The sequence below is a fragment of the Bacillus sp. S2(2024) genome, assembly GCF_050474045.1.
Classification (GTDB): domain Bacteria; phylum Bacillota; class Bacilli; order Bacillales; family Bacillaceae_G; genus Bacillus_A; species Bacillus_A yunxiaonensis.
Genome location: NZ_JBFLUS010000003.1, coordinates 130001 through 155292, shown reverse-complemented (window position 1 = coordinate 155292; position 25292 = coordinate 130001). Strand labels below are relative to the sequence as shown.

General features: G+C 36.9%; 18 protein-coding genes, 16 tRNA genes and 2 rRNA genes (1 of these 36 cut by a window edge). 2 read left to right on the top strand and 34 right to left on the bottom strand.

From position 1 onward, the window contains the following. Nucleotides 1–88: 88 nt before the first annotated feature. From AB1284_RS00960 to AB1284_RS00945, 4 genes are all read right to left on the bottom strand, one after another. Nucleotides 89–814, bottom strand: a complete 726-nt coding sequence (locus AB1284_RS00960; protein WP_429752396.1) for an ankyrin repeat domain-containing protein — start codon at nt 812–814, stop codon at nt 89–91. A gap of 11 nt (nt 815–825) precedes the next feature. After that, complete coding sequence (locus AB1284_RS00955) at nt 826–1770, bottom strand: alpha/beta hydrolase family protein (protein WP_429752397.1); 945 nt, start codon at nt 1768–1770, stop codon at nt 826–828. Between the two features lie 5 nt (nt 1771–1775). Next, entirely contained in the window at nt 1776–2321 is a 546-nt protein-coding gene (locus tag AB1284_RS00950) for a helix-turn-helix domain-containing protein (RefSeq protein ID WP_429752399.1), read from the bottom strand. Between the two features lie 218 nt (nt 2322–2539). Beyond that, nucleotides 2540–2794: a hypothetical protein gene (locus AB1284_RS00945; RefSeq protein ID WP_429752401.1), complete on the bottom strand. Its 255-nt coding sequence runs from the start codon at nt 2792–2794 to the stop codon at nt 2540–2542. Between the two features lie 317 nt (nt 2795–3111). On the opposite strand from AB1284_RS00945, the gene AB1284_RS00940 reads away from it, so the two are divergent. After that, nucleotides 3112–4419 (top strand): CitMHS family transporter, encoded by a 1308-nt coding sequence (locus AB1284_RS00940; protein WP_429752403.1) that lies wholly within the window; start codon nt 3112–3114, stop codon nt 4417–4419. Between the two features lie 241 nt (nt 4420–4660). Here the strand turns inward: AB1284_RS00940 and AB1284_RS00935 are convergent, their stop codons facing one another. The 4 genes from AB1284_RS00935 to AB1284_RS00920 form a co-directional block, all read right to left on the bottom strand. Continuing rightward, on the bottom strand, nt 4661–5356 hold the full coding sequence (locus tag AB1284_RS00935) for a response regulator (protein ID WP_429752405.1): 696 nt from the start codon (nt 5354–5356) through the stop codon (nt 4661–4663). A gap of 1 nt (nt 5357) precedes the next feature. Next, the gene (locus AB1284_RS00930) at nt 5358–6959 is read right to left on the bottom strand and encodes an ATP-binding protein (RefSeq protein ID WP_429752407.1); all 1602 of its coding nucleotides are present in this window, start codon (nt 6957–6959) and stop codon (nt 5358–5360) included. 250 nt (nt 6960–7209) lie between these two features. Beyond that, nucleotides 7210–8736, bottom strand: coding sequence for a flotillin family protein (locus AB1284_RS00925; RefSeq protein WP_429754379.1), 1527 nt, complete (start codon nt 8734–8736; stop codon nt 7210–7212). 9 nt (nt 8737–8745) lie between these two features. Then, nucleotides 8746–9291: an NfeD family protein gene (locus tag AB1284_RS00920; protein WP_429752408.1), complete on the bottom strand. Its 546-nt coding sequence runs from the start codon at nt 9289–9291 to the stop codon at nt 8746–8748. A 1045-nt stretch (nt 9292–10336) separates the two neighbouring features. Here AB1284_RS00920 and AB1284_RS00915 point away from each other — a divergent pair. Then, nucleotides 10337–11599, top strand: coding sequence for an S-adenosylmethionine decarboxylase related protein (locus AB1284_RS00915; protein ID WP_429752410.1), 1263 nt, complete (start codon nt 10337–10339; stop codon nt 11597–11599). Between the two features lie 59 nt (nt 11600–11658). Here AB1284_RS00915 and yhbH read toward each other — a convergent pair whose 3' ends face one another. From yhbH to AB1284_RS00785, 26 genes are all read right to left on the bottom strand, one after another. Next, nucleotides 11659–12834 carry a sporulation protein YhbH gene (gene yhbH / locus AB1284_RS00910; RefSeq protein ID WP_429752412.1) on the bottom strand — a complete coding sequence of 392 codons (1176 nt, stop codon included), beginning with the start codon at nt 12832–12834 and terminating at the stop codon, nt 11659–11661. A gap of 379 nt (nt 12835–13213) precedes the next feature. Beyond that, the gene (locus tag AB1284_RS00905) at nt 13214–15109 is read right to left on the bottom strand and encodes a PrkA family serine protein kinase (protein WP_429752414.1); all 1896 of its coding nucleotides are present in this window, start codon (nt 15107–15109) and stop codon (nt 13214–13216) included. Between the two features lie 299 nt (nt 15110–15408). Then, the gene (locus tag AB1284_RS00900) at nt 15409–17502 is read right to left on the bottom strand and encodes a sensor domain-containing protein (RefSeq protein WP_429752416.1); all 2094 of its coding nucleotides are present in this window, start codon (nt 17500–17502) and stop codon (nt 15409–15411) included. Nucleotides 17503–17634: 132 nt separating this feature from the next. Next, complete coding sequence (gene trmL, locus AB1284_RS00895; protein ID WP_429752418.1) at nt 17635–18123, bottom strand: tRNA (uridine(34)/cytosine(34)/5-carboxymethylaminomethyluridine(34)-2'-O)-methyltransferase TrmL; 489 nt, start codon at nt 18121–18123, stop codon at nt 17635–17637. 55 nt (nt 18124–18178) lie between these two features. Continuing rightward, nucleotides 18179–19075 (bottom strand): amidase domain-containing protein, encoded by an 897-nt coding sequence (locus AB1284_RS00890; RefSeq protein ID WP_429752419.1) that lies wholly within the window; start codon nt 19073–19075, stop codon nt 18179–18181. A 48-nt stretch (nt 19076–19123) separates the two neighbouring features. Continuing rightward, complete coding sequence (gene queG / locus AB1284_RS00885; protein WP_429752421.1) at nt 19124–20263, bottom strand: tRNA epoxyqueuosine(34) reductase QueG; 1140 nt, start codon at nt 20261–20263, stop codon at nt 19124–19126. Nucleotides 20264–20743: 480 nt separating this feature from the next. Next, nucleotides 20744–20817, bottom strand: a tRNA-Gly gene (locus AB1284_RS00880). Nucleotides 20818–20930: 113 nt separating this feature from the next. After that, nucleotides 20931–21581 carry a DsbA family protein gene (locus tag AB1284_RS00875; RefSeq protein ID WP_336484107.1) on the bottom strand — a complete coding sequence of 217 codons (651 nt, stop codon included), beginning with the start codon at nt 21579–21581 and terminating at the stop codon, nt 20931–20933. A gap of 192 nt (nt 21582–21773) precedes the next feature. After that, nucleotides 21774–22541: a transglycosylase domain-containing protein gene (locus tag AB1284_RS00870; protein ID WP_429752423.1), complete on the bottom strand. Its 768-nt coding sequence runs from the start codon at nt 22539–22541 to the stop codon at nt 21774–21776. Between the two features lie 236 nt (nt 22542–22777). Beyond that, a tRNA-Leu gene (locus AB1284_RS00865) sits at nt 22778–22859 on the bottom strand. Between the two features lie 6 nt (nt 22860–22865). Then, a tRNA-Cys gene (locus tag AB1284_RS00860) sits at nt 22866–22939 on the bottom strand. A 10-nt stretch (nt 22940–22949) separates the two neighbouring features. Next, nucleotides 22950–23024 (bottom strand) — tRNA-Gly (locus AB1284_RS00855). 5 nt (nt 23025–23029) lie between these two features. Then, nucleotides 23030–23104: transfer RNA gene (locus tag AB1284_RS00850), tRNA-Gln, on the bottom strand. A 113-nt stretch (nt 23105–23217) separates the two neighbouring features. Continuing rightward, a tRNA-His gene (locus tag AB1284_RS00845) sits at nt 23218–23293 on the bottom strand. A gap of 10 nt (nt 23294–23303) precedes the next feature. Beyond that, nucleotides 23304–23377, bottom strand: a tRNA-Trp gene (locus AB1284_RS00840). A 14-nt stretch (nt 23378–23391) separates the two neighbouring features. Continuing rightward, nucleotides 23392–23475 (bottom strand) — tRNA-Tyr (locus AB1284_RS00835). A gap of 8 nt (nt 23476–23483) precedes the next feature. Continuing rightward, nucleotides 23484–23559, bottom strand: a tRNA-Thr gene (locus tag AB1284_RS00830). A gap of 34 nt (nt 23560–23593) precedes the next feature. Next, nucleotides 23594–23669: transfer RNA gene (locus tag AB1284_RS00825), tRNA-Phe, on the bottom strand. A gap of 8 nt (nt 23670–23677) precedes the next feature. Beyond that, a tRNA-Asp gene (locus tag AB1284_RS00820) sits at nt 23678–23753 on the bottom strand. A 3-nt stretch (nt 23754–23756) separates the two neighbouring features. After that, nucleotides 23757–23833 (bottom strand) — tRNA-Met (locus AB1284_RS00815). Nucleotides 23834–23853: 20 nt separating this feature from the next. Beyond that, nucleotides 23854–23929: transfer RNA gene (locus tag AB1284_RS00810), tRNA-Val, on the bottom strand. Between the two features lie 4 nt (nt 23930–23933). Continuing rightward, nucleotides 23934–24008 (bottom strand) — tRNA-Glu (locus tag AB1284_RS00805). 9 nt (nt 24009–24017) lie between these two features. Beyond that, nucleotides 24018–24109: transfer RNA gene (locus AB1284_RS00800), tRNA-Ser, on the bottom strand. 3 nt (nt 24110–24112) lie between these two features. Continuing rightward, nucleotides 24113–24187: transfer RNA gene (locus AB1284_RS00795), tRNA-Asn, on the bottom strand. Nucleotides 24188–24196: 9 nt separating this feature from the next. After that, nucleotides 24197–24312 (bottom strand): 5S ribosomal RNA (rrf, locus tag AB1284_RS00790). A 106-nt stretch (nt 24313–24418) separates the two neighbouring features. After that, nucleotides 24419–25292 (bottom strand): 23S ribosomal RNA (locus tag AB1284_RS00785) (it continues 2049 nt past the right edge of the window).

The following is a 25292-nucleotide window of genomic DNA, read 5'->3' as shown; positions in this document are numbered from 1 at the left end:
GCCCATTAATGAGTGATAAACAAAAAAATAATACTTTCAACGGTTAAACGGCAACCCTCACATAATAAAATATGTGAGGGTTGCCCCTTCAATAAGCCCCCGCTTTTTCTAGTATGGACTGGATGTTTGTAAATCCTCTTTCTTTAGCATGCTGAAGCGGAGTAACCCCTTCTTTATCGGGAATGTTTACATCAGCATTGTGCTCTATTAACATCTGTACAATTTGCTGATATTCTTTACCTCCACTTCCTAAAAGAACAGCTTCCATTAATGCAGTCCAGCCAAGATTGTTAATATGATTGACATCGATATCTGTATAAGTGAGAAGTTCCTTTACAACCTCAACATGGCTGCGCTCTGCTGCCGGAATTAATGCTGTATCGCCAAATTGATTCATTATCTTTGGATCCGCACCTGCTTCAATTGTTAACTTTAAAATTTCTGAAGTTCCCTCTGCCGCAGCATATAAAAATGGATTATCTTTGTGATTATCTTGAATATTTACATCTGCTCCAGCTGCCAGTAATGTTTTCACAGTATCAATATGGTTATAATACGTCGCTGCCATAACTGGTGTTTCCCCTTGTGTACCTCTTACATTCAAATTTGCTCCGCTGTTTATCAATTTTACAACTGTTTCTGTATCTCCGAGCTGTGCTGAAAGTAATAACTGCTTATCCATCCAGTTCTCTTTCTTTGTATCTACGTCTTCCTTTTTCACTATCATCAACTCTGCTTGATTCTGTTTTCCACAAGCTGTCATTACCACCAATAATCCAAGTAACACGAGAAATGAAACGTTTTTTCTTTGCACAGTCTCATCCCCTATGGAAGATTATATTTTGCTAACCACTCCTTCATAACATACAATAACTCTTCTTGAATATGTTTATCCACAAGCCCTTTATATTCCTTCATTAAGCCTAGCATTGTATGATTTTTCTCAACTTCTCGTAAAATATGATTCATTTTAGGGATGATATGCCACTCTGAATCACCTGCTACATAATCCGCAATATCCTTTGCCTGTTCTGGCGGCACTTGTATATCTCGATCTCCAGTAATCGCCAAAACAGGACATGTTACTCTCTCTAAGTACTCTACGACATTGTATTGAAATTGTTCACGTATCCACTTTGCATTTACCTTTGCCCCTTTTATTCGCATAACAGGATTTGATGATTGTTGTATTTTTCCCATTACCGTTGCATTCTGTTTCTTAATACGTTGCGGAAGTTTTAAAAAGCGATATAGCCATCCTCGAAATCCATCTGTTTCTTCTAGTTCTTTTACTACCATTTCCATTTGTTTTGGAAGTACTGTTTTCGAAGGTTCAGCTACGCCGCTAAGTAAAATTAAGTTAGCAACTGATTCCCTTACATAAATTGCGGGCGCAAGTAAAGCACCTTCACTATGCCCCACAATTACGATTCGCTTTGGATCAATTTGCGGATGCTCCTTCAAAAAGCGTACGCAAGCAACCCCATCATCAATTAAGTCTGCAACACCTGTTTTGTAATAATCGCCCTCACTTTTGTGCGTACCACGCTTATCGTAACGCAGCGTTGCAAATCCTAATGACGTGAAATAATCTGCTAAATCTTTATATAAATTTAGTTTTAAACCGCGAACATTTCCATCCCGATCTCCTTTTCCAGTTCCGCCAATAAGTAAAATTGCCGGGTATGTTGGTGCGTCGTATTCCGGAATTGTTAACGTCCCTTGAAGTGAAACTGCACTTGCAATTGTAACAAACAATTCTTTCCCCATCTTTTTTATTCTCCCTTCCCATTTCTTTCAGGAATGATAATTGTTGAAATTGTTCTTCGCTTACGCTCTGGAGATGGCTTGCGCTCCATTGCTTTTAAAAACACTCCACTCATTTCCTGTATAAATTCTTGAAACTCCTCATCACTCATATAAAAACTTGCTTGTCGATATCCCACTCCGTCTTTCTCAAAATCAATATGATCTTGCTGCAAGTAATCTTTAAAATTTGCTGTAAGCTGCGTGACAAACATCATAAAATATTGCATATGTTCTTCTTTTGTTACATTTTGTAAATCATTTTGTGAAACATTGGCCACACTGATATTTAACACATATAGTTTTTCAACTGTTCCTCGTATTTGTGTTTCCTGAGCAACTTGTAAAATATGTGCTGTCGTTAATTTTTCTAAATGACGATATAACGTCGCTTGTGGAATATGAGGTAATTTTTTAGCAAGCTGCTTTGCAGTTAATTTTTCCCCTCCAATAAACTCTTGAATAAGTTGAAATCGAATCGGATGAAATAATATATCCATCTTTTTTTCTTTCATATTTAAAACCCTACTTCCTTTTCTATATCTTATGATTATATTATCAATTATGATAACAAAAATAAATACAAAATTATTTTAATTCATATTAAAAATATTAATAGATAGCAATAAACAGAACCCTTCGGTATATCATTTTTCGTTACAAAAAAACGAGCACATGTATTACTTACACACATACTCGTTTTTGTATTTTTTATATTTTAATACAATGAAATTTATTCGCATCCCGTTATTAAAAAATCATCTTCTACTTTGCACAATACTGTATTCGTATCTACTTCCTGTCCAACTACTACATCTACAGATAATACATTTCCACTAATTCCAACCGCTGCTTCTTCTAATACCCCTTTATTATTTCTAATAATAAGCAGCTTTTCCCATTCATATACATAAGACGTTTCATTGATCAACACTTCTGTTACTACTCCATTACATGGACTATAGACACTTTCAATAACTGCTTTCATACAAGCTCTACTCCTTACTTTCCTATTCAAAATCTCATTTTCCTCACCCATTCTATCACTGTTATTCCAGATCTTTTATATTTTAAAAGGTTTGAATTGTATTACATTTTCTAGTTATCTATACCAATATAATAAATCCGTCATATCATAAACCTGTGAACAAAATGAACTATATAAAAATTATGCTTTTAATAAATTTATTTCTCTAATTATTTACCAGTTATCCTTTATCACGTATTATGACCGTAATGACTTTATTATCTGAAAATTAAATCTTTTATTGTAAGCGCAATCAATCTATTAAGGAGGGATTTTTCATGTTAGCACTATTTGGATTTGCGATGGTATTTGTGTTCATGTTTTTAATTATGACAAGGCGAATGTCCGCACTAGTAGCCTTAATGCTTATTCCTACTTTATTTGCTGTAATAAGCGGTTTTTATGCTAATGTAGGTCCGATGATGCTAGCGGGGATTAAAAATCTAGCACCTACTGGTATCATGTTAATGTTTGCAATTTTATACTTTGGCATTATGATTGATAGCGGTTTATTTGATCCCGTTATTTCGAGAATATTAAAAGTGGTAAAAGGTGATCCATTAAAAATTGTTGTTGGAACAGCCATTTTAACATTACTTGTTTCTTTAGATGGTGATGGAACTACAACATATATGATTACTGTATCTGCTATGTATCCGCTGTATAAACGCCTTAATATGAATCCACTCATTTTGGCCGGAATTGTCATGCTAGGCGCTGGTGTAACAAATATTATTCCATGGGGTGGTCCTACTGCTAGAGCAATGAGCGCACTTGGCCTTGATGCTTCTCAATTATTTACACCGCTTATTCCTGCGTTAATTGGAGGGGCACTATGGGTTATTTTTGTTGCTTACATGCTTGGAAAAAAGGAACAGAAACGATTAGGAATCGTCGATATTCAATTTTCCAAAGCAGAGAAATCAGCTTTTACAGAACAAGCAGCAACTGTAGAAGTCTATGATTATAAACGCCCAAAATTATTATGGATTAATTTTTTATTAACTGTAGCTCTTATGACATGTTTAATTATGGAAATCTTACCTCTTCCTGTTTTATTCATGATTGCCTTTGCAATCGCTGTCATGATTAACTATCCGAACCTCGAACAACAAAAAGAACGGATTGCTTCTCATGCTGGAAATGTATTATCAGTTGTTTCCTTAGTATTTGCAGCTGGTATTTTCACAGGTATTTTATCAGGCACAAAAATGGTCGATGCGATGGCACATAGTTTAGTTGCTCTTATTCCAGATTCCCTTGGCCCACATCTTCCAATCATTACAGCCATTACAAGTATGCCATTCACGTTCTTTATGTCCAATGATGCTTACTATTTCGGTGTACTACCTATTCTTACAAAAGCTGCGGCAAACTATGGCGTTAGCGCTGCTGAGATGGGACGAGCTTCCTTATTAGGACAACCTGTTCATATGCTTAGCCCACTCGTTGCATCCACATATTTATTAGTAGGAATGGCAAAAGTTGATTTTGGAGATCATCAACGATTTACATTAAAATGGGCAGTTGGAACGACACTCTTTATGTTGTTCATTGCTATTCTTACAGGAGTAATTTCTTTTTAAAGTGAAACTTCCATCAGTGGGGGTCTTACTGTCCGCGAATAGCGGGATAAAAAAGCCTGCCTCATAATAATTTGTAACATGTATAATCATGTTTTAGGCTAATAAGATAGAAATCGGACTCGCTTATTCTATACAAGAAACTCCTTTCTCATAAGGAGTTTCTTTGTTTATCTACTCTGGGCTATTTCCCACAATAAAGAGCAGCCCCTTTGTATACGAGCTGCTCTTCCCCTTTTTTTAATTATGAAGAAATAGGAAAATATCTTCTTTCTGGTCGTCCCACATTTCCATAAATCAGTTCAGCATAAATTCTCTTCTGTGAAATTAAATACTCTAAATATCGCCTTGCTGTCGAACGGCTGACTCCTGATTCTTTACTAAGCATTTCCGCAGTTATTCCGTTATCCTCCATTGTTAACACACACTGTAAAATTTTTTTTAGAGTCAAAGGATCAATCCCCTTAGGCGAATGTTCTATATGAGTACTCCCCCCCTGATTTCTCCTGTTCCATAAACTTTCAATCTGTTCTGGTGATAATTTTTGAGATTGCTTTAATTTCTCCACTTTATTTTGATAGTTTTCGAGACTTTCCTTGAACCTTTCAAACATAAGCGGTTTTACAATATAATCAAATACCCCGCCACGGAGTGCACGCTGAACAACCTCAACTTCAGATGCTGCAGTAATCATAATGACATCTGTATCTGGCACATTATGACGAATGAACGTTACTAAATCTGTTCCTTTCATATCAGGTAAATAAACATCAAGTAATACAAGCTGCGGCTTTACAAGCTCTATCCATTCCTTTGCTTGCTCCCCTGTTATTGCTGTACCCACTACAGTAAACCCTTCTACTTTATCAGTAAAACGGCGATGAATTTCAGCAATGCGAACATCGTCCTCTACAATTAACACCTCAATAGTTTGAGACATGTTATTCCCCTCTTTCCTTTGGTAACGCCACAATAAATAAAGCTCCCCCTAAGTCCCCTTTTTCAATCGTAATGTTACCATGCAATTCATCTACTAATTCTTTCACTTTAGCCAATCCATATCCACGCTTTTCCCCTTCTTTCGTGGAAAAACCTTTATGAAAGATATGTGCAACAATCTTATCATCAATTCCAGGTCCAGAATCTTCTACTTCAATAATAATTTCATCTCCAATATCTGTTACAAATAAGTTTACTATTTTCTTATTCTCTTCTTTTCTCTCTACTGCTTCGAAAGCATTCGTAATTAAATTGCCGAGAATTGATACAACATGGTTACTATCTATATGAGCTGGCAATTGTTTCAAACAACTCTCTCGATCTATTGTTAAATCAATTTTTAATTCTCTAGCACGATTATAAAAACCAACTACAATTCCTCCTAACCACGGATTTTGTAATTTTGTCATAATAAATTGTACAAAATCCTGCTGAATGGCCGTTTCTTTATGAATGAGTTCTATCGCTTCCTCATAAGACTCTAGTTGAATTAATCCTGATAATGTATATAAAAAATTCTTATATTCATGTGTCTGCGCACGAAGTGCTTCTGTATATGTTTTTACTTGTGAGAGTTCTTCAGTTAACTGATCAATCTCTGATTTTAGACGGAAACTAGAAACAACTCCGATTACTTCATTTTCTACTTTGACAGGCAATCGATTTACAATCACTACTTTCCCGTTTAAATCCATTTGTCGATCCAATTGTTCCTCTCCAGTCCGAAGTACTTCTAATATGGAAGAATTGGGCACAATTTGCAAAATAGGCTCCCCAATAACAGACTCCTCTTTCCTTAGAGAGAGGATGTCGCAGGCTGCATGATTTACTAAACTAATACATCCTCGTTTATCAATAACTATAATCCCTTCACGTACAGATTGAATTACAGCGCTATGCTCCTCATACAAAGAAGAAATCTCTTCCGGCTCTAATCCAAACATTAATTTTTTAATACCCCGCGCCAAATAGACAGAACCAACAATACCTACTACAAGTCCACATACAGCTACCCACAAGATTGGAATACTATGTTTTTCTATTACTTCATGTATATCCTCCGCAAGAAACCCCACGGACACAACTCCTATAACCCTATTCGTTTCATCACGAATTGGAACTTTCCCGCGTACAGAAAGCCCTAAAGTTCCAGTCGCCTTTGATACGTAAGACCTTCCCTCTTTTAGCACACCTTCGTTATCTCCACCAACCATTTTTTCACCGATTCTATCTGGTACAGGATGCGCGTAACGAATTCCTTCCTTATTACCGACTACAATAAATTCTGCGCCCGTTTCAGCTCGAATTTGTTCTGCAATTGGCTGAATCACTTCAGATGGATGATTTGTATGAAATGCATTACGAATTTCTGGTATAGAAGCCACTGTCTTAGCTACCTGTAAAGCTCTTTTCCCAATTTGATCTTCCATGCTATCAGATAATATGTAATAAAATAAAATACTCATTTGAACGATAACAAACAAAACAAGAATACCTATAAATAATGCAACTCTTGGCTGCAATTTTAGTTTTTTCAGTTTCAAAGCAAGATCTCCTAACTGATACCACGCTTTATTTTTTAGAATATACAGAAATTTAATTCTGCATGATATGAACCATATTCCCTCTATATTGTACTAAGAGATCTATTTCCTATACAAGCTATGAATCTATAACCAGCCTTATAGCAATGTAATCCCTATGTTACTTGATTCAATTATATCCAACCCCTTTTTTAGATATATTAAAAATAAGAAAACCCTAGAGTTTTTTCTAGAGTTTTCTTATTTTTAACTAATTATTCTCTTTGTTTTCTTCAACTACTTGCACAACCATTTTTTCCTTAGGTGTCTGCTGCACTGCACCTTTTCCAGCGAAGCTCTCCAGCAATTCTTTTAAATCAATGCCAGAAGAAGCTTTTAATGTTTCTTGCATGGTCGCCATTAAATCTGTTGCATAGCCTGCTACTTTACCAGCACCGCTGTTTTTTCCACCGCTGCCTGTATCCACAACTGTAATTTTGTCGATATTACTAAGCGGGCTTGCAATTTCTTTCGCATAACTTGGTAACATTTTCAGTACCATATCCATAATCGCTGCTTGACCGTATAGTTCAAATGCTTCAGCAATTTTTTGTTTTGCTTCTGCTTCGGCAAGACCTTTTAGTTTAATAACGTCTGCTTCAGCTGTACCTTGTGCTTTTTGTACTTCTGCTTTTGCTAAACCTTCAACGCGTACTTCTTCTGCACGCGCTTTTGCTTCCGCTTCAATTTTATACTGATCAGCATCTGCTTTCTTTATTTGTTTCACTTTTTCTGCTTCGGCCGCTTGCTCAACTGCATAACGATCAGCGTCTGCTTTTTTCTTTACTTCTGCATCGTATTGCTTTTCACGGCGAGCAATTTCTTTTTCTTCTAATTCAATTTGTTTTTCACGCTCAATAATTTTTACACGCATTTGTTCTTCTGTTACACCTTGTTGTGCTTTTGCTTGCTGTAATTCATATGAAAGGTCTGCATCAGCACGTGCTTGTTCTTGCTCCCTTTTATATGATTGCACCTTTAATTCTTTATGTTTCTCAGCTTCAGCAATTTGTGCATCGCGTTGATACTCTGCTTCTTTTGCTTCTTTTTCAGCACGCGCCTTTTCAATCCTTGCCTCCTTTTCTCGTTCTGCGTTTGCAATTTGTGCATCACGTTTTACTGTCGCAATTTGCGGTTGGCCAAGTGCATCTAAATATCCGTTTTTATCACTAATTTCTTTAATCGTAAAGGATACAATGCGAAGTCCCATCTTCTTCAAATCAGTCGAAGCAACTTCGTGTACTTTCTGGGCAAACTGTTCTCTGTTACTATACGCATCTTCTACTGTCATCGAAGAAAGAATTGCTCGTAAATGCCCTTCTAACACTTCTTTTGCCTCTACCTTTAGCTCTTCTGTTTCTTTTCCTAAATATTGCTCTGCTGCTGTTGATACTTCTTCAATTGTAGAACCTACTTTAATAATAGAAACACCATTTACTGTTACAGGAACACCTTGCTTCGTATATGTATCGCGTGTTCCTACTTCTAGCTTATAGTTTAGTAAGCTAAGAGGTTCCGCTTGTTGCATAATCGGCACAACAAATGTACCGCCGCCGCGAATAATTTTAATCTTCTTACCATCATCTGTTGTAACAACATTTTTCCCGGTGCCGAGCCCACTTCCTGTTACAATCAAGGCTTCATCCGGTCCAACAGTACGATATTTTGTAATAAAAACTAAAATAAGGATTGCTAATATCGCTAATAAAACACCGCCAATAATTAATGGAACCATAATATATCCCCCTTACAATTTAGGTTTTTTTAAAGAACAGGTTATGTTTTGCACAAGCAAAACACCATCTTGTATTCCTTCTACAATGACATAAGACCCTTGGGAAATATCTTTTTTTCCAACTGTTTTTGCCGGTATCGCATTGCTTCCAAATTGAGAGGACACCAGCACCTCACCAAAACCTTCTTTCGGAATCGTAATCAGCACTTCACCCTTGCAGCCAATAAATTCATCCATGCGCTGCACTGTATTTTGCTCTGCTTTAGAAATTGGTGCTAAAACAAGCATTTTCATTGTAATAACACCAACAAGTGCAAGAAAAAAAGAAATAACAAAAATAGAAACACTACTCCAAGGAAATATATATTCTAATATGTAACCAAACCCACATAGCATAGCAAGAAAACTAAATAACAGTGTAAAAGGCGAAGTAGCTCCGCTTGATATACTAAAAAGAGATTCTAAAATATCCCCAAAAAGCAAATAAAGAATGGCAATAGCTGCAGTTATAATAAGTCCATATAAATAAATTGTTTCAATTGGAAAATGAAATAACATACTGCTTCACCCCTTTCAACATAAGCGAAACTTTAATTAATAAAGGGTTTTTTTATCTCCAATTTACCCTCTTCCCTTTTTGCTGAATTTTGAAATAGTGATATTACTGCTCTTTTCTTAATATGTATTCCATCTCCCTTCCGATTATCTTAATTTTCAGTTATTTAAACTTTTGAAAAAAGAGCCTTATACTACAGACTCACAAAAAAAGAACAGGAGGAAGCTATGGTGACAGCCTCCTCCTGAAAATAAATAACTATATTATACATTTATAGAATACATTTTTTTACATAAAAAGTAAAGAATTATATATATTGGTGTTTTCTTTGTAACTCAATTTTATCCCTATACTATCTATATTTTATTGATGTATTCATTATAAATATATCAATAAATTCTAATGTTTAATTTTTAAAATTAGATATTTTTATAAAAAATACTGCGAATCAACTCGAATTATCAAAACAAAATACTGCTGCTGTAGCAAGTTTAGTATCACCCATGACTATTTTTGAGTCAATAGACTTTATCGCAGGAAAAACAAGACTTCACTCCTTTGAACTTGTACGTTGTGTTTGCACAACAAAAGTATACATTCAAAACTCTGTAAATAAAGAGTTCGAAAAAAGCGAACAAACAACACGGAATTATGGAAAGTTCTATATTTTATTTGAAATTGAATTAAATATTACTTTAAACTTTAAAACATTGTGGAAGCAATGTCTTTTTTTATTATTATTCTCTAATTCAATTTATGATAAAATCTTTTAAGCATCCTATAAATAAGGAGTCTTGTCCTATGGAAAATTTCTCTAAAAGTTTATTAATTGTATTTCTAATTTTAATATGTAGTTGTATTGTTTTCGGCATATAACATAGTTTTTATTATTGAACTACCCCCACCTTGGGGATGAATCGCTAGAAATGATAAACATAGAGCAAAAAATCTGTATTATAAATAGACGCGGATTTTTATGCATTTATGGACAAACAAATAAGCCTTCCTCATGTGAAGAGAATATCTTAATCACATAGGAGGGAAAACATGAAAAAAGAACAACTCATTCTTACTATACTTGGAAGCAGCGGCGGTGCTGCTCGCGCATTTTTATCTTTATTAAATCATGCTGTGAAAGACATTCATAATCCTTTATACTCTCAGCTGCAAAACTGTTCCATTCATTTAATTGACATAAAGCAAAAACCGCAATCCTATTTTAAAGATACGTATCCTGCATTATACGATAGTTTTACATTCCATGTGTTCGACCTAAGCGATAACACATTATTTCGAAATCATCTACAAAAAACGGGGACAACCCTAGTCATTGACGCTTCCTTAGCGGATGCAGTAGAAATGTTAACATGCTGCAATGAATTTGGCGTACATTATATTAATACGGCACTGCAATCACCAAAAATCGATGCGAATGAGCATATAAAACGCTTCAGTTTACTAGAAAGACAAAATTTCTTTGAAGAGCATAAACCTACCTTCACACAAATGACAGGTATTATTTGTTCCGGTATGAATCCCGGCGTCGTTCAATGGATGGCAATTAAATTAATGAAGCAAAATCCTACGGAAATCCCCGTCGCTTGTTTCATCGTCGAACACGATACAACTTTCTATCATGATCCAACTCTTATTAAAGAAAAAACAGTATACTCGACATGGTCTCCAGCAGGTTTTTTAGAAGAAGGCATTTTAAACTATCCTCTTTTTATGAAACATCAAACTCCCATTCTCTTATGTAACACCGCTTATGAACAAGAGTTTAAAGTAACATTAGGAGATAAACAGTTTTTCGGTTGTTTAATGGGGCACGAAGAAGTAATTAATCTCGGAAAATTGTATGATATGGAGGTTGGCTTTCTGTATCGTATCAATGATTATATGACACAATTAATCCATGACAATCAACATAACATTGATGAACTATGGAGCTGGAATCATCACGTATTAAATCCCGAAATGGGACAACTTATCGGTGAAGACTTAATTGGTGTATTACTTGTGTATAAAGACAAAGAAGTATATATGTACAATACAACTGCTACCCAACATGTGTACACACAATACGGAACAAACGCAACCTATTTTCAAGTAGCTTGCGGCGTTTACGGGGCACTCGCTAGCCTCTTACTCGATGATTTACCACTTGGTTGTCATTTTGTAGATGAACTTCTGTTAAATACAGATTCAAAGTACGGTCAGTATCTTTCTTATTATATGAAAGATTTTGTAATAGGAGAAAATCATACAACCGATGGTTTATTATTTGATCGCATGAAAAAGATTGAGTAGTTTTTTCTACTCAATCTTTTTGGTTTCACTTAAAAACAAAAACCCCTGCACTTAGGGGTTTAAGCCATCTTCTCTTTCGATTCTTCACGGAAAAAGCTCTTCATCGCATGAAACACGTCAGCTTTTTGTTTTAAAATATAATAGCGAAACTTCTCATCTTTCACATTTTTATATGCTGACATGAGTGTACTGTGGCGATTATACTGGTTCACTTCTCCGTATCCAAACATGTTAGATACTTTCATTAACTCTTGCACAAGTTTCACACAGCGCGCATTATCAGATGTTAAATTATCTCCATCTGAGAAGTGGAACGGGTATATGTTATAGCGTTCCGGAGAATATTTTGTTTCAATCAATTCTAATGCTTTTCTGTATGCTGATGAACAAATTGTTCCGCCGCTTTCACCTTTTGAGAAAAATTCTTCTTCTGTAACAACTTTTGCTTCTGTATGGTGTGCGATAAATTCAATATCTACTGTTTCATATTTCGTGCGTAAAAAACGTGCCATCCAGAAGAAAAAGCTACGAGCCATATATTTTTCCCACAGTCCCATCGAACCGCTCGTATCCATCATCGCTAACACAACAGCTTTTGATTCCGGCTTCAAGACTTCGTTCCACGTACGGAATTTTAAATCTTCTTGTTTAATTGGATGAAAAGCTGGATTGCCATTCATTGCATTTCGTTTATAAGCAGATATCATTGTCCGTTTTTTATCAATGTTTCCCCAAAGTCCCGTTTTACGAATGTCGTTAAATTCAATGTGTTCAATACGATTTTCATCCCGTTCTTTCTGCTTTAAGTTAGGAAGCTCTAATTCCTTAAAAAATGCTTGCTCAAGCTCTAAAATCGATACCTCTGCCTCGTAGTAATCTTCTCCTGCAGAGTCCCCGGCTCCTTTCCCTTTCCCCGGTCCCTTTTGCTTTTGGCCGCTAGATCCATCTCTCGCTACAACATCACCGACTTTACTATCACCTGTTCCTTGACCGACATGTTTATTTTTATCATAGTTATAACGAATTTTATATTCATCTAATGAACGAATTGGTATTTTTACAACATCCCTGCCATTGGACATGATAATACTTTCTTCTGTAACAAGGTCTGGTAAATTATTTTTTATTGCCTCTTGTACTTTTTCTTGATGCCGTTGTTGGTCATCATGTCCTTTCCGATGGAGGGACCAATTTTCCTGTGAAACCGTATAATTATATTGACTTTCTTCTGCCATTCCTTTCCCTCCTTACATAGTTTTTTATACTTTCACTTAAACACAGATTAAAACATTCGCTTCTTCGTTAGAAAACAAACAGTGAAAAAACAAATCCTACTAAAAGAGACTTCCTTCTACATTTTCATAATTAAGAAAGAAACACAATGCATTGTTGCACACTTTACAGCTGCACAACATATTGTATTGTGTTGGCTTTTTTCTGTATGAATGGTTGGTTACTCTATCATATGCTCGTTGTGAAAATAATTGACAAATAAATTCATAAGATTGCATTTTAATTTACTCATAATGGACAGGCACCTCTTATAATTGAAAAAAATATAAAAAAAGCTGCCTCTTCCAAGAGACAGCTTTTCTTTTTCTACAACTATGATTATTATCGATTTAACAAACTACCTACATAACGCAGTAATTCGTTTGCAGATGTTGAATTATAGCCATGTTCATCAATTAATCGTGCTACAACATTATTAATTTTCTTCAGCTGATTTTCATCCGGCGTTTTCGTTGAAGTCGTAATCTTCACAACATCCTTCAAATCGGCAAATAGTTTCTTCTGGATTGCTTCACGAAGACGCTCATGTGAATTATAATCAAATCGTTTCCCTTTGCGAGCATATGCAGAGATACGAATTAAAATCTCTTCACGGAACGCTTTCTTCGCATTTTCAGAAATGCCAATTTGTTCTTCAATAGAGCGCATAAGTTTTTCATCCGCACTCATTTCTTCTCCAGTTAATGGATCGCGTAGTTTCGATTTATTGCAGTATGCTTCTACGTTATCTAAATAATTATCCATAAGTGTCTTCGCAGATTCTTCATATGAATATACAAATGCTTTTTGTACTTCTTTCTTCGCAATTTCATCATACTCTTTACGTGCTAATGAAATGAAATTCATATAGCGCTCACGATCTTCATTGCTAATAGATGGATGTTGATCTAATCCATCCTTTAAAGAACGTAGTACATCTAAAGCATTAATTGATGCTACTTCTTTACGAATAATTGTAGAAGAAATACGATTGATAACATAACGCGGATCAATTCCACTCATACCTTCATCTTGATATTCGCGCTGCAATTCCTCTACATCAATAGCATTGTATCCTTCTACCATTTCACCATCATATAAACGCATTTTCTTAATTAAATCGATGTCTGGCCGCTTCGGATCTTTTAAGCGTGTTAAGATTGTAAACATTGCTGCAACGCGAAATGTATGCGGTGCAATATGAACATTGGCAACATCACTCTCATGAATCATTTTCTCATAAATATGCTCTTCCTCACTTACCCGTAAATTATATGGAATTGGCATTACAATAATCCGTGAATGAAGTGCTTCATTTTTCTTATTAGAAATAAAAGAACGATATTCTGTTTCATTCGTATGTGCAACAATTAATTCATCTGCGGAGATCAATGCAAATCGGCCTGCTTTAAAATTTCCTTCTTGCGTTAACGATAATAAATGCCATAAAAACTTTTCGTCACATTTTAACATCTCTTGAAATTCCATCATCCCACGGTTCGCTTTATTTAATTCTCCGTCAAAACGGTAAGCGCGTGGATCTGATTCTGAACCATATTCAGCAATAGTAGAAAAATCAATACTACCTGTTAAATCAGCAATATCCTGTGACTTTGGATCAGATGGACTAAATGTTCCAATCCCTGTTCTGCGATCTTCCGAGAAGAAAATACGCTCTACAATTACATCTTCAATTCTGCCTCCATACTCTTGTTCTAGACGCATTAAGTTTAATGGTGACAAGTTTCCTTCAATTCGCACGCCATACTCTGCATAAAAATCATCACGTAAATGATGAGGAATAAGATGAAGCGGATCTTCATGCATTGGGCACCCTTTTATTGCAAAAACTGAACCGCGATCTGTATGTGAATATGCCTCCAATCCACGCTTTAACATTGTAACCAACGTAGATTTCCCACCACTAACTGGTCCCATTAATAATAAAATCCGTTTTCTTACATCTAAACGTTTTGCAGATGGATGAAAATACTCTTCTACAAGGCGCTCTAATGCTTCTTCTAATCCAAATAATTGATTACTGAAGAAATTATATTTTCTCAGGCCGTCTACTTCCTCAATTCCAGCATCCTTAATCATATTATAAATACGAGAATGTGCTGTTTGCGCCACCCATGGTCTTTCTTTAAGAATCTCTAAATAGTCAGCAAATGTACCTTCCCACTTTAAGCGTTCTTCTGCTTCCCGGTGCTGTTCGATTTTCTTTAAAATATCCATTATAGCTCCTCCCCCATCTCCTTGTTCAAGCGGATTATTATAAAACTATGCGAGGATGTCCTTAAACATTCATACGAATCAAAATGAAATCACATACAAACTTTATAAATTTTATTACCAAAATTGAAAGAAAATTCGTTATAATACAAGTAATGGGGAATGAATATGAATGGGAGGCTAAATTCTCATGAAACTTTTATTAATTTTGGGTGTTATGCTCACATTTCTCACTGCAATTTTTACATCAGGATATAATGATAAACCAGGAACAAAATAAAAAGTGATGAGCTTGATGCTCATCACTTTTTATCTGTTTTAAAATAGAATCTCTCAATATCGTTTATAGAAAGAGGCTTATTAAAATAATAACCTTGGGCCAAAATCGCATTTTTTTCTTTCAAAAATTGAATTTGTTCCGCCTCCTCTACTCCTTCGGCAATAACATTCAATCCCAGTGTGTGGGCAAGATCAATAATAGCTGTCGTAATATTTGTCCCCTTTTCATCCGCACCTACTTCTTGCATAAAAGATCGATCAATTTTTAAAGTATCAATGGGATATTGTTTTAAGTAGCTAAGCGATGAATATCCTGTTCCAAAATCATCAAGATGAATTTCCAACTGCTTTTCTTTTAAGCGAATAAGCACTTTCTCTGATAATTCTTTATGCATTAAAGCTCCTTCTGTAATTTCAATTGTTAGTAAATGCGACGGAATACGATATGTTGTTAAAGCATTCGTAACGGCCTCTATTAATTTAAAAGAACGAAAATGCTTTGCAGAAATATTTACTGCAATTGGTACAGGAGTAATCCCCTTGTCCAACCATTCACGTATTTGTCTGCACACTTCATGTAATACCCACTCATCAATTTTAAGAATAAATCCCGTTTTTTCTGCAAGTGGAATAAATTCTTCAGGTGACACATTTCCGAGTTCTTTATTGTTCCAGCGAAGCAAAGCTTCCATCCCTACCATCTCTTCTGTCACAATATTAATTTGCGGCTGATAATATACTGTAAACTCATTACGCTCTAGAGCTTGATGCAATTGATTTTCCATCATAAATTGTTTCTCACGCTGCGCATTGAGACCGCAATGGTAGAAGCTATAGTTACCTTTTCCTTGCTCTTTTGCATGTACTAATGCTACGTCCGCACATTTTAATAATATTTTCTCATCTTCTCCGTCTGTAGGCGACATTACAATTCCAATAGAAGCATTTATATATACTTCCTCTTCCTTTATGACAAAACGCTTCTCCATTCCTTTTAATAACATCCGAACAAATTTTTCAACGCACTCTTTATCTGTATGTTCTTTTACAACCACAAATTGATTACCATGCTCTCGAAAGAGATATGCTTCTTTTGGAAGAAGAGATTTTAAACGTCTTGCCACTTTTTTTAATACTTCGTCTCCAGTTTCATAACCGAATATATCATTGATCAAATGAAACTGATCTAAGTCTATAAGAATTAGTGCAAAATTCTTTTTTCTCCTTAACAAATGAGCTAACATTTCTGTACATGAAATACGATTCAATAAGCCTGTCAGTTGATCATAGTAGGCTAGATGTTCTGTTTTCCGTTCATTTAGTATCTGCTTCGTAATATTACGTGCTATAAAATATACACCAGTAATCTGGCCGTTAATAATAATTGGAACAGTTTTAAACGATACATACAATTCGTAGCCATTTTTATGATCAGATTTTTTGGCAGAAACTTGACTAGAATGGCCTTGTAACGCATCTTGAAACATGTTTTGAAATTTATTTATGTCCTCATCTGCAATATATTGGAAAATGGATTGATTTTTCAACTCATCATCTCTGTAACCAAAAATCGTATATGTCGCAGGGTTTGCATACATAATTTTACCTGTTAAATCAAGTGATACAATAGCATCATCATTATATTCTAATAAGGACTTAAACAGCATTTTCTTTTCTTGGATCTCTGCTTTCTCCTGTATCTGCGTTGTAATGTTACGTGTAATACAAATAATATATTGGCATGTACCATCCGCTGAACATATTGGATTTAATGATGACTCATAATGTGAAATTTCTCCTGTATGTAAGGTCACATAATCACGAAACGTACTTGCTTTTTTCTTTTGTAAGACATCCTCATATTGTACTTGTAGTAAATGGGCAACATCTGAAGGTAATAATTCTTGAAATGTCCTACCATAACAACTTTCATCTAAATTCGCATATTGCAGCCCTTTCTCATTCACATATATATATTGAAACCATTTATTTTCTACAACTTTTACAATAAACACTAAATCTTGAATGGCATGAAGCAATCCTTGGTGAATTAAATTCATATCTATACCCTGTAAAAAACTAACTATACTTTTCTTGTTTTTACATAATTCTTTCATCAGCATCGCAACCTGTCTTATTTTGTATTTATATATACTATTTTAACGTAATTTGTCGTTTTTTTAAACAGATGCAAATTTTTATCAAAAATATTAATTTTCTTCCAAAAAAAAGCCGTCATAGGACGGCTTTTAATAAACGATTTCTACATCTAATCCTGGATAATTTTGCTGACGCAATGCCTCATAAATTAAAATTGCTGCAGTATTAGATAAGTTTAAAGAACGGACTTTATCAGTCATTGGGATGCGTAAGCAATGATCAAAATTCTCTTCAATCACATTTGCTGGAAGACCATTTGTTTCTCTTCCAAATACGAAATAGTAATCTTGTTCTACATTGCCATAATCAAATGTCGTGTGGGCTTTCTCACCATACTTTGTTAAGTAGAAAAACTCACCATTTGCATTTTTTTCATAAAATTCCTCAATAGAATCATAATACGTAATTTTTACGTGTTCCCAATAGTCTAATCCAGCACGCTTTAACGCTTTATCGTCAGTAGAAAATCCAAGCGGTCTAATTAAATGTAATTCCGTACCCGTTGCTGCACAAGTACGTGCGATATTACCTGTATTCGCTGGAATTTCTGGTTGATATAAAACAACATGTATTCCCACAATGTTCACCTCAATCTTTTTCTACTACGTATTATACCACTTGGACAAAAAATCTCTAGTCGTTATCGAGAATATGAAAAAACTTATATTTCATTTGCGGTGTATACTTACTTGAGTCTTCATAATTCCAATAACGCCTGCGACTATTGGCAGAATGTGCATTTACAAGGGGCATACCATTCGCATCTTTTGCTACGACAATCGTTGTATGATTCCATCTTCCATCATCTTCAAAATCATATACGATCACATCCCCAAGCATAAGATCTTCTGGTTTCTCCATTTGTTTTGCTCGAAGTCCTACGGAAGTACTTGATAAGTACCAATGAAAGGAATGTGCTACCGCCCAGCTCCAGCTCCATTGGCTGTTTTGCTGCCACCACCCACTGCGAATATTCGGATATCCAGTCATCGGCGTTTCCCCGGCATGAAGACATTGTGAAATAAAATTTGTACAATTATCAGGGAAGTTCTGATAAGCTGGATTACGGTCATCCCACCACCGCTCTGCATATTTTACTGCCTCTAATCGATTATAACTATATGGGATATATTGTCCTTTTCCCTTTATTACTTCTCGTTCTAACGTTCCAATTTTCTCTTCATCCATTGGTGTTCCAATCATTATATCTTGCGTGATACATCCATCTTCTAATCGTAAACGCCTCTCCATTTGTTCTTCCTCTACATAAAATAAATGATGATGACGAATGAGATACTGAAAATGAATTTGATAATCTACCTCATCATAGTTAACGCCTTTTAACTGTCTAATAAAAGATACATTAGCATTGCTCTTTACAATTTCAGCATTTCGCTGCTTAAAGAGCATCCGTTTACGCTGTAGCATATCAACAATATCATCTGAAATTTCTTGTTCATCTATACGTTTATTTGTTATATAATCCAATTGCCTTTGAAGGCATTCTTGAAGATGCTGTTTTACAGTCATAACGCTTCCCTCCCCCTATTACAATATGAGGGAATGGGCAATAATCTGCTATTTTTTCTCAGCTAATAGTTCAAGACCACGATTCATTTCATGAAGTACTTCTTCATCTTTCTCCCGCTCTTTTGCTTTTTCAATAGCCTCTTGAACCCCTTCTCCACCAATTTTACCTAGTGCCCACGCCGCTGTTCCACGAATAACGGGACGAGGATCTTCTTTCATTACGGCAACTAAATCAGGAATAGCCGTCGTATCTTTAAAATGCGCAAGTGCCAAAATCGCATTTCTCTGCAATGGCTTTTTCCCCCGCCACGAACCAGACATAATACCATACTTTTCTTTAAAGTCACGATTGCTAATGGTCAGAAGGGGCTTTAATAGCGGCTTTACAAGTTCAGGATCTGGTTCCATTTCTGGGTGATTATGAAAATCCATCCCTTTATTTTTTGGACAAACAGTTTGACACGTATCGCATCCGTAAATGCGATTTCCAATCTTATCTCGGTATTCTTCCGGAAGAAATCCTTTCGTTTGCGTTAAAAACGCAATACACTTTTGAGCATTTAATTGTCCGCCTTGGACAAGCGCCCCTGTTGGACAAACATCAATGCACTTTGTACAGCTCCCGCATTGATCTTCAATTGGAGTATCTGGTGGAAAAGGAATATTTGTAATCATCTCACCCAAATACACATACGAACCAAATTCCGGCGTAATAATGGAACAGTTCTTTCCGCTCCACCCAATGCCTGCTCGCTCTGAAACGGCTCGATCGCTTAACTCTCCCGTATCTACCATCGATTTTACTTCTATCCCTGGTAAACGTTCAATTAAATATGCTTCCAGCTTCTCTAAACGATCACGCAGAACGAGATGATAATCTTGTCCCCAAGAAGCACGGCAAAAAATACCTCGTCGCTCACCACGTTTGCTTAGCGGTGCATTTTTCAATTTTGAAGGATAAGCCAATGCAATCGCAATAATTGATTTTGCACCTGGTAATAATAATTGCGGATTCGTTCTTTTTTCTATGTCAGACTCTTCAAATCCAGATTGGTATCCTAATTGCTGCTGCTGCATAAGTCGTTGCTTTAACTCTTCAAATGGCGAAGCGCTCGCAAAACCTATTTTATCAATTCCAATTGTTTTACTATAAGCTATCACATCTTGCTTTAATTGTTCAAAGTTCACACTTACTCTGCTACTGAAAATGTGTACAAACATACCTATTCAGAATTTTCCTGCTTCTACAAACCCTGCCTCGTCACTTTGGCTTGTATAGTTCCATATGCGTAAATTTCCGCCTAGTTACTGGTATATATGTTGATTAATTAAATTCATACAACATATTCTGTTTATTGAGGTTCCGCCTCTTTTCAGTAACAGTTTTACCGCCTTTCTTTTTATAGAATCCATATAGAGGTTGCTGTTCACGCTTTAATGTCCTCATTAATTATGTTTCATTTATATTTACAAACGATTCACTGCTTCTTAATATATTCACTGATAAATATTGCACTTTGTTATAACAATACATATTATAGGAAATTCCACATTACTATTTTCACATATATTCCTGCATTCCAAACATAAAAAAACGCAATACCTCGTTTATCTAAGAAACGAAACACTGCGTTGATCACAATTATTATGGGAATTTGGAATGAGATTTGGAGCGGGTGAAGAGAATCGAACTCTCGACCAGAGCTTGGAAGGCTCTTGTTTTACCACTAAACTACACCCGCAAATATGAAGAAAATATTAATTTTTTGTTAACTTATGTTAAGAAGTATAGCATGGAATATTAGGTGTTGCAAGAATTTTATCGAAAAAAGTCGAAAAAGTGATGAATCATTCATCACTTCTTCGCTTCTTTCTCAATTGCATTTTTAATACTATCATAGTCTGGGTTAGCAAGCTTACCATTTACGTATATGGATGGTGCACCTTGTACTTTTAACTTCTGAGCAAGGTCAAGATCCTTCTGTACTTTATCTTTTATTTCCTTACTATTTAAATCCTTTTTAAACTCCGTTACATCAATACTAGGTAGCTTTTGCTTTACGATATTTACTAATAGATCCTCTGTAATCCACTTTTCATCTTCATTCTTTTGATTTTGATATATTTCATCATAAAATGTCCAAAAAGCTTTTGGATCTTGCTTATAAATCGCTTCTCCAGCAGCTGCTCCTAAATCAGAATCTTTCCCAATGAATGGAAAGTTAATAAAATGCAGCTGAACTTTCCCTTTGTTAATATACTCTTCTTTTAAACGTGGTAATACCGTTGCATCCCATGTACGACAAGCTGGACATTTAAAATCTCCAAACTCAACAATATGAATCGGAGCATCCTTCTCTCCTAACGATTGTTGTGTGCCATATAAAAATGTATCTTTTCCATTTTCCGTCTTGTTACTCACGATGCTATATGCAATTGTCCCAATTACAATCAGTGCCGCAATAGAAAAAATAACGCCGAGAATTATAATATTTTTTGATTTCATACACATTCCTCTTTAATGTTTTTATTCTTTGTATGATGCTTATACACATTACTCATGATATCAATTCTCATATAAACAGTCCATTGAAGTCGCTCACAAAATCAGCAAAATTAAACAAATGTGACAATATTGTGTCTCACTTCTCTTAAATTCATTCACTAAAAAAAGAGTAGGTTCATTTTGAACTTACTCTTAACTAACCGCTTTTTCCTGCTGTACTGGTTGACTTTTTGGAATATCATTACGAATAATAAGCTTTTCATTTGTAGCTTGTACATATTCCGCGTGAGTTATATATCCTTCTCGTTCCATAAGCTTTAACACAACATTACGTCTTTCTACAGCTTTATCATAGTGCTGTACAGGCGAATAATAAGTAGGAGCTTTCACAACAGCTGCAAGCATAGCACTTTCACTTAATGTTAATTGATCTACCGTTTTACCAAAATAAAGCTTCGCCGCATTCTCAACGCCCCATGCTCCTTCTCCATAATAAATATTGCTTAAGTACAGTTTTAAAATCTCATTTTTCGTAAATGTTCGCTCAATTTTTTTTGTATAGAAAACTTCATTCCATTTACGAGAAAATGTTCGGTCTTTTGTTAAGAAAACATTTTTAGCAAGCTGCTGAGTTATTGTACTGCCACCTTGTACAACACCGCCCGCTTTTATATTTTCCACTGCCGCTCTAACAATTGCAATATAGTCTAGCCCATTATGATGATAGAAGCGCTTATCTTCCGTTGCAATAAATGCATTCCCTAACTGTTCTGGTACCTCAAAATGAACAGGTACTTTCAATTTACTTATATCTTTTTGTTCAATCATTTTATTTCCAACAAATAATAATGCACAGCTTAGTACTACTAATAATATAAGAGCTTTATACAAAATTTTTGTTTTCGGGATTAAAGTAATATTATGATCAAAAGCAGTACGAGATACTGTTCGCTCTTTCACGACAGACACCCCCTCGTTTCTCTAACATTCATTGTTCTTAATTTAAGAATACCTTGCTTTTAAAAAATATCCAATCGATTTCTCTTACAACTACCTTACAAAGTTGTAAGAGAAATCACTTGAAAGAAAAAAACGCCTCCCACTGCAGTAGGAAACGCTTAATATTATCGAGTATCCACTTATATTTTACACTTATAAATAAACACAAAAAAAACGAGTTATCCTCGTCTAAACAGTACCGATGGTCGGGGTCGAACCGACACTCCTTACGGAACACGATTTTGAGTCGTGCGCGTCTGCCAATTCCGCCACATCGGCATAATATGGAGGCGGCAACCGGATTCGAACCGGTGGTAAAGGTTTTGCAGACCTCTGCCTTACCACTTGGCTATGCCGCCATATTAAATTTGGAGCGGAAGACGGGATTCGAACCCGCGACCCCAACCTTGGCAAGGTTGTATTCTACCACTGAACTACTTCCGCAAAAATGGCTGGGCTAGCTGGATTCGAACCAGCGCATGACGGAGTCAAAGTCCGTTGCCTTACCGCTTGGCTATAGCCCATCGAATAATTAATACATTATATGCTTTATCATCATTTTTATTACTTTAAATATCCAAGCTCGACATTTAGTATATTATCACAATTAATTTGACTTGTAAAGTAATATTAAAAATGGGGCGACTGATGGGAATCGAACCCACGAGTGTCGGAGCCACAATCCGATGCGTTAACCACTTCGCCACAGCCGCCATGCTGTTTTGGCAGGGGCAGTAGGAATCGAACCCACGCCGGAGGTTTTGGAGACCTCTGTTCTACCGTTAAACTATGCCCCTATATAAAATGTAAATGGTGGAGGGGGGCAGATTCGAACTGCCGAACCCGAAGGAGCGGATTTACAGTCCGCCGCGTTTAGCCACTTCGCTACCCCTCCGACTTACATGGTGCCGGCTAGAGGACTTGAACCCCCAACCTACTGATTACAAGTCAGTTGCTCTACCAATTGAGCTAAGCCGGCATTATAATGTATAAAAATTGTTATTTATTTAAAATGGTGGCTCGGGACGGAATCGAACCGCCGACACGAGGATTTTCAGTCCTCTGCTCTACCGACTGAGCTACCGAGCCTTCATAAATGGCGGTCCCGACCGGGGTCGAACCGGCGATCTCCTGCGTGACAGGCAGGCATGTTAACCACTACACCACGGGACCATTTGGTTGCGGGGACAGGATTTGAACCTGCGACCTTCGGGTTATGAGCCCGACGAGCTACCAGACTGCTCCACCCCGCGATAATATTTATAAAATTATATGGTGGAGGATGACGGGATCGAACCGCCGACCCCCTGCTTGTAAGGCAGGTGCTCTCCCAGCTGAGCTAATCCTCCAAAGTGGTGACCCGTACGGGATTCGAACCCGTGTTACCGCCGTGAAAGGGCGGTGTCTTAACCACTTGACCAACGGGCCAAAATGTTATGGCGGAGAGCAAGGGATTCGAACCCTTGATACGCTTATGACGTATACACGATTTCCAATCGTGCTCCTTCGGCCATCTCGGACAGCTCTCCAATTGGCTCCGCAGGTAGGACTCGAACCTACGACCGATCGGTTAACAGCCGATAGCTCTACCACTGAGCTACTGCGGAATAATGTAAGCCTGGCAACGTCCTACTCTCACAGGGACAAAGTCCCAACTACCATCGGCGCTAGAGAGCTTAACTTCCGTGTTCGGTATGGGAACGGGTGTGACCTCTCTGCCATCATTACCAGACTGTATTCAATTGAGACAATCATTATTATACTTGATTCAAAAGGAAAGTCAACAAGTTTTTATATTCTCTCAAAACTAGATAACATCAATGTAGTATACATATTGTATGGTTAAGTCCTCGATCTATTAGTATTCGTCAGCTCCACGTGTCACCACGCTTCCACCTCGAACCTATCAACCTGATCATCTTTCAGGGATCTTACTAGCTTAACGCTATGGGAAATCTCATCTTGAGGGGGGCTTCATGCTTAGATGCTTTCAGCACTTATCCCTTCCGCACATAGCTACCCAGCTATGCCCTTGGCAGAACAACTGGTACACCAGCGGTGCGTCCATCCCGGTCCTCTCGTACTAAGGACAGCTCCTCTCAAATTTCCTACGCCCACGACGGATAGGGACCGAACTGTCTCACGACGTTCTGAACCCAGCTCGCGTACCGCTTTAATGGGCGAACAGCCCAACCCTTGGGACCGACTACAGCCCCAGGATGCGATGAGCCGACATCGAGGTGCCAAACCTCCCCGTCGATGTGGACTCTTGGGGGAGATAAGCCTGTTATCCCCGGGGTAGCTTTTATCCGTTGAGCGATGGCCCTTCCATGCGGAACCACCGGATCACTAAGCCCGACTTTCGTCCCTGCTCGACTTGTAGGTCTCGCAGTCAAGCTCCCTTATGCCTTTGCACTCTACGAATGATTTCCAACCATTCTGAGGGAACCTTTGGGCGCCTCCGTTACTTTTTAGGAGGCGACCGCCCCAGTCAAACTGCCCACCTGACACTGTCTCCCGGGTCGATAAGACCCGTAGGTTAGAATTTCAATACAGCCAGGGCGGTATCCCACCAGCGCCTCCACCGAAGCTAGCGCTCCGGCTTCAAAGGCTCCCGCCTATCCTGTACAAGCTGTACCAAAATTCAATATCAGGCTACAGTAAAGCTCCACGGGGTCTTTCCGTCCTGTCGCGGGTAACCTGCATCTTCAC

Bases quoted from the DNA above. Each gene is read 5' to 3' on its own strand.
- AB1284_RS00905 (WP_429752414.1), bottom strand. From the start codon at position 15,109: ATGGATATTTTAAAGAAAATCGAACAGCACCGGGAAGCAGAAGAACGC.
- AB1284_RS00890 (WP_429752419.1), bottom strand. From the start codon at position 19,075: ATGACTGTAAAACAGCATCTTCAAGAATGCCTTCAAAGGCAATTGGAT.
- AB1284_RS00875 (WP_336484107.1), bottom strand. From the start codon at position 21,581: ATGAAATCAAAAAATATTATAATTCTCGGCGTTATTTTTTCTATTGCG.
- AB1284_RS00915 (WP_429752410.1), top strand. From the start codon at position 10,337: ATGAAAAAAGAACAACTCATTCTTACTATACTTGGAAGCAGCGGCGGT.
- AB1284_RS00940 (WP_429752403.1), top strand. From the start codon at position 3,112: ATGTTAGCACTATTTGGATTTGCGATGGTATTTGTGTTCATGTTTTTA.
- AB1284_RS00920 (WP_429752408.1), bottom strand. From the start codon at position 9,291: ATGTTATTTCATTTTCCAATTGAAACAATTTATTTATATGGACTTATT.
- yhbH (WP_429752412.1), bottom strand. From the start codon at position 12,834: ATGGCAGAAGAAAGTCAATATAATTATACGGTTTCACAGGAAAATTGG.
- AB1284_RS00950 (WP_429752399.1), bottom strand. From the start codon at position 2,321: ATGAAAGAAAAAAAGATGGATATATTATTTCATCCGATTCGATTTCAA.
- AB1284_RS00945 (WP_429752401.1), bottom strand. From the start codon at position 2,794: ATGAAAGCAGTTATTGAAAGTGTCTATAGTCCATGTAATGGAGTAGTA.
- AB1284_RS00935 (WP_429752405.1), bottom strand. From the start codon at position 5,356: ATGTCTCAAACTATTGAGGTGTTAATTGTAGAGGACGATGTTCGCATT.
- AB1284_RS00900 (WP_429752416.1), bottom strand. From the start codon at position 17,502: ATGAAAGAATTATGTAAAAACAAGAAAAGTATAGTTAGTTTTTTACAG.
- AB1284_RS00955 (WP_429752397.1), bottom strand. From the start codon at position 1,770: ATGGGGAAAGAATTGTTTGTTACAATTGCAAGTGCAGTTTCACTTCAA.